This window comes from Candidatus Synechococcus spongiarum (assembly GCF_900047545.1).
In the GTDB taxonomy this organism is placed as follows: domain Bacteria; phylum Cyanobacteriota; class Cyanobacteriia; order PCC-6307; family Cyanobiaceae; genus Synechococcus_B; species Synechococcus_B spongiarum_C.
Genome location: NZ_FITM01000094.1, coordinates 1 through 4,317, shown reverse-complemented (window position 1 = coordinate 4,317; position 4,317 = coordinate 1). Strand labels below are relative to the sequence as shown.

General features: G+C 64.4%; 5 protein-coding genes. 1 reads left to right on the top strand and 4 read right to left on the bottom strand.

All coding sequences use genetic code 11. The features are described 5' to 3' along the window. The first annotated feature begins 189 nt into the window (after positions 1–189). Positions 190–1,494 carry a phosphopyruvate hydratase gene (gene eno, locus FLM9_RS04030; protein ID WP_074457378.1) on the top strand — a complete coding sequence of 435 codons (1,305 nt, stop codon included), beginning with the start codon at positions 190–192 and terminating at the stop codon, positions 1,492–1,494. Positions 1,495–1,535: 41 nt separating this feature from the next. On the opposite strand, the gene FLM9_RS04025 is transcribed toward eno, so the two are convergent. The 4 genes from FLM9_RS04025 to FLM9_RS04010 form a co-directional block, all read right to left on the bottom strand. Further along, a complete protein-coding gene (locus FLM9_RS04025; RefSeq protein WP_074457377.1) occupies positions 1,536–3,227 on the bottom strand; it encodes an ABC1 kinase family protein in 1,692 nt (563 codons plus the stop codon). Next, complete coding sequence (locus FLM9_RS07805; RefSeq protein WP_257243000.1) at positions 3,224–3,625, bottom strand: hypothetical protein; 402 nt, start codon at positions 3,623–3,625, stop codon at positions 3,224–3,226. The genes FLM9_RS04025 and FLM9_RS07805 overlap by 4 nt, the downstream gene beginning before the upstream one ends. Positions 3,626–3,654: 29 nt before the next feature. After that, positions 3,655–4,155 (bottom strand): hypothetical protein, encoded by a 501-nt coding sequence (locus FLM9_RS04015; protein ID WP_143324593.1) that lies wholly within the window; start codon positions 4,153–4,155, stop codon positions 3,655–3,657. Further along, a partial coding sequence (locus tag FLM9_RS04010) for a bifunctional ornithine acetyltransferase/N-acetylglutamate synthase (protein WP_143324592.1) occupies positions 4,136–4,317 on the bottom strand: 182 nt, incomplete at its 5' end. The genes FLM9_RS04015 and FLM9_RS04010, both read right to left, overlap by 20 nt.

Here is a 4,317-nt window from a genome sequence, read left to right as displayed (position 1 = left end):
TCGTCATCCACCAGCAGCAGCCGCACCGGAGTGGCGGGGGATTCCGCCGCAGCCTGGTCGGAGGATTGAGGGGGAAGGGTTGTCATGGCTGGCGGTAGGAACCCCATCAACCTAGCGACGGATGGTTAGCCCGTTGGCAGTGCCCAAGCGAGTCCCTAAACTATGTGCGCCTTTTGCCTGGCTTCGGCAGTGCTGGATTCCATTGATTTGGTGATTGACACAGTGGTGGCGCGGGAGGTGTTGGACTCCCGCGGCAACCCCACCGTGGAGGCTGAAGTGCAGTTGGAAGGCGGGGCCATGGGGCGGGCCATGGTACCCAGCGGTGCCAGCACCGGCGCCCATGAGGCCCATGAGCTGCGGGACGGCGACAAGAGCCGCTACGGGGGCAAGGGGGTGCTCAAGGCGGTTACCAACATCGAGGAGCGCATCGCACCCGCTATCTGTGGCCTCAATGCCCTGGAGCAACAAGTGGTGGATCAGGCCATGGTGGACCTGGACGGCAGCCACAACAAATCGAGCCTGGGGGCCAATGCCGTGTTGGCGGTGTCGTTGGCCACTGCCCATGCCGCTGCCACGGGCCTGGGGCTACCACTTTACCGCTACCTGGGGGGACACATGGCCACGGTGCTACCCGTGCCCCTCATGAATCTGCTCAATGGCGGCGCCCATGCCAGTAACACCCTGGATTTTCAGGAATTCATGGTGGTGCCCCATACGGCTGCCACGTTCCGCGAAGCCCTGCGCATGGGGGCCGAGGTGTTCCATGCTCTGAAGGATCTCCTCAAGGGGCGGGGGCAATCCTTGGCCGTTGGGGATGAAGGGGGCTTTGCCCCAGACCTGCCGGACAACCACGCGGCCCTGACCCTGTTGGTGGAGGCCATTGACCAGGCCGGCTACCGCCCCGGTGAGCAGATTGCCCTGGCCTTGGACGTGGCCAGCACGGAGTTTTACCGTGACGGCGCCTATCACTTCGGCGGGCATAGCTTCAGCTCCATTGAAATGGTCCAGGAGTTGGCTAGTCTCTGTGATCGTTACCCCATTGTGTCCATTGAAGACGGCCTAGCGGAGGACGACTGGAGCGGCTGGGAAAGCCTCACCCAAGCCCTCGGGAATCGCATTCAGCTTGTGGGGGATGATCTCTTTGTCACCAATCAACAGCGGCTGCAGCGGGGCATTGCTGCAGGGGTGGCCAATGCCGTCCTGATCAAGGTGAACCAGATTGGCAGCCTCAGCGAAACCATGGAGGCCATGGCCATGGCCAGCCGCCACGGGTACGCCAGTGTGGTGAGCCACCGGTCCGGGGAAACGGAAGACGTGTCCATTGCCGATCTGGCGGTGGCCAGTCGGTCCGGGCAAATCAAGACCGGCTCCCTCAGCCGCAGCGAGCGGGTGACTAAATACAACCGGCTCCTGCGCATTGAAGACGAGTTGGGCAGCCAGGCCCGTTATGGAGGCGCCGTGGGCATGGGGCCACGGTGGGCATCACCGTGCTGAGCGCTTCACCTGACTGAGCGGCCACGCCTCTGCCCTGCCCTTTAGCCTCCCGGCAGACGCTCTTCCCGCCGCAGGCGCAGGTTGGTTTGCAGCCAGCCCTTCACCACGGGCACCATGGCCACCAGGGGCAGCACTGCCAGCCAGGGGGAGGCGCTCAGACTGGTGGAGAGGATGGCGGCGACAATGGCCAAAGCCCCCAGAAGTATGGCTTGACCACTGGATTGCTGCGCCAGCACCAGGCGACGCAGAATGCGCTCGCTATCCCCGGAGCGCACCTGCACTTGCAGGTCTCCCTGCTCCAGTCGCGCCAGGCTTTCATCCAGGCGGCGCGGAAGACCCAGGGCATGGCTACCCACTTCCGCCGCCTGGCGGCTGAGGCCACTGAGAAAAACCTTGGCCCCGGCGCCTTTGCTGTCCTTGTCTTGACTGTTCATGAGGGGAATGAGGTAGGGCTTGGCGATGTCCACCAGGGTAAAATCCGGATCCAGGGCGCGGCCAACCCCCTCGAAGGTGGAAAGGGCCCGCAACACGAAGATCAAATCCGGGGGCAGACGAAAGGGTTGGCCATAGACCAGATCGTAAATATCTCCGGAAAGCTTCTCCAACACGTGGGAGGAGAAGGGGGGGGTGAGCACTTCCTTGAGCATCAGCCGCACCAGACGCCGCACAGGCCCCAGGTCAATGCCCTTGGCCAGCAGACCCACCCGCTGCAATTCTTCGGTGAGACCGGCCGCGTCCCGTGATGCGGCATAGGTCACCATGCGGCGGATACGGCTCCGCAGTAGGGGGGACACGGTGCCCATCATGCCGAAGTCGTAGTAGATCAAGCCACCGTCCTGGGCCACGGCCAGGTTGCCTGGGTGGGGATCCGCATGGAAAAACCCGAAGATCACCAATTGGCGCAGATAACTGCCCAAGCCACGGCTGGCCACCTCTCGGGGATTCAAGCCCCGCTCCAGCAATCCCTGACGGTCGGTGATCTTGAGACCGGGCACGTAGTCCAGGCACAGCACGCGGCGGCTGCAGAGCTCCCACACCACCGCGGGCACCCGTACCATGGGGTCATCCGCGAATTGCTGCCGGAAACGAGCTGCGTATTCTGCTTCCAGACCAAAATCCAGCTCCCGCAGCAACACCCGACGGCATTGCAACGCCAAGCCCGGCCAATTCCGGCCCCGGCCCCAACGGGGATGACGCTGCAACAGTTGGGCCACCTGCTGCATCACCTCCAGATCCAGTCGGAACAGCCGGTCCAGATTGGGGCGTTGCAGCTTCAGCACCACAGCCCGGCCATCCGCAAGGCGGGCCCCATGCACCTGGGCCAGGCTGGCGGAACCCAGGGGCGTCTCCTCAATGGAGACAACCTGGTTCAGCCGCTCACCCAACTCCTCCCGCAGCAACTGCCGGGCCAGGGAGAAGGGAAAGGCGGGCACCCGATCCTGCAGCTTGCTGAGCTGGGCCACGTAGTCAGGTGGGAGGACATCAGGACGGGCAGAGAGGAGTTGTCCCAGCTTGATGAAGGTGGGGCCCATGCTGATGAGCTCCTGCAGCAGCCATTGGGCACGCCGTCGCTGTCGTCGCCGTCGCCGCTCCTTCCGGTTGGGGCCACGGTTAACCCAGGATTGTTGATCCCACCACAGCCGCAGCAGGAGCAGGGCGACAAACGTCCAGATACGGACAATGCGCCGCTGCCGCCAGATCCAGGGTGCCCCGCTGTCGTGTCGTGCCGTCACAGGGTGTTTTGCTCAAGACGCTGGTTCAGCCCGGCCACCTCGGCACGCAACTGGTCAATGCTCTCCTGTACCTGGGCAGGGCTGGCCCGCTTCCGGGTAGCGGACTCCGGCTGGGGCTGGCTGTCGCCTTCGGAGTCCTGCTGTTGGTCCGCGGCAGGGGCCTGACGGGATGCGGTGGACGGCGATGGCTCCGGCTCTGACGCCTCCTCCCCTGGTCGCTCCAGCCGCTCCGCCTCCAACTGGACTTCCTGCCAGAAGAGTTGCCACTCCTGTTGCACGTGCTGCGCCGCCAACTCCGCCTCCGTGACCACCTGGGCAGTGGCATCCGCAAGACCACTACGAATCCGGGATCGCAGCCGGCTTGCAGTGGCCAGGAGCAGCATCCGCGTGGACGGCATATCAGAAACACAAGGACCTGCAGTCTGAATCATGGGACCGACAACTGCGTTGCCCCTGACCTGAGGGGAGGGGGAGGAGCAGGGGTGGGCTGGTTCAGGGCAGGTCCGTCGTCGCGGCGTTCAGCGGTGGTCTGGGTGACGGCCGGGGCTGGGCCGTTCGCTGGGCGATCCGTCGTCAGCACCAGTGGAGGCGGCACAGGACGGTCTGGCGGGGGGGTGGGATTCAAGAGTGGGGACAGTTGGCTTCCATAGCGGCGCATGAGGCTGTCCAGACTGGTGCCGGGCAGGGGCTTTGCGGCAAAGGGTGGGGAGAGGTCAAGGGGCTCGTAGGTCTTGGTCTGATCCCACAATCGGAACGTCACGTGGAACCCCAGGGAGAGGGCCAGGCCGGCCACAAGGTGTCCCAGGGGGATCCAGGGGCTACGCCACCAGGATTTGCGGTTCTTGCCGCCAGACGTCTTGCCGGAAGGGCCGCCTCTTCCGGCAGTGGTGGCCCGCTGAGACGCCTTCTCAGGTGGTATAGTGGGCATTGATTCGAATGTACTCTGGCGACAGATCACAACCCCAGGCAGACCCTGATGCCGCACCTGCCCCCACCACCATGCGAATCTCCATGCAGTCGTCCTGCAAATAGGCGCCAGCGGACCGCTCTTGCAGATAGTTCCTCACAGCGGCCCGATCCACCGCCAGCG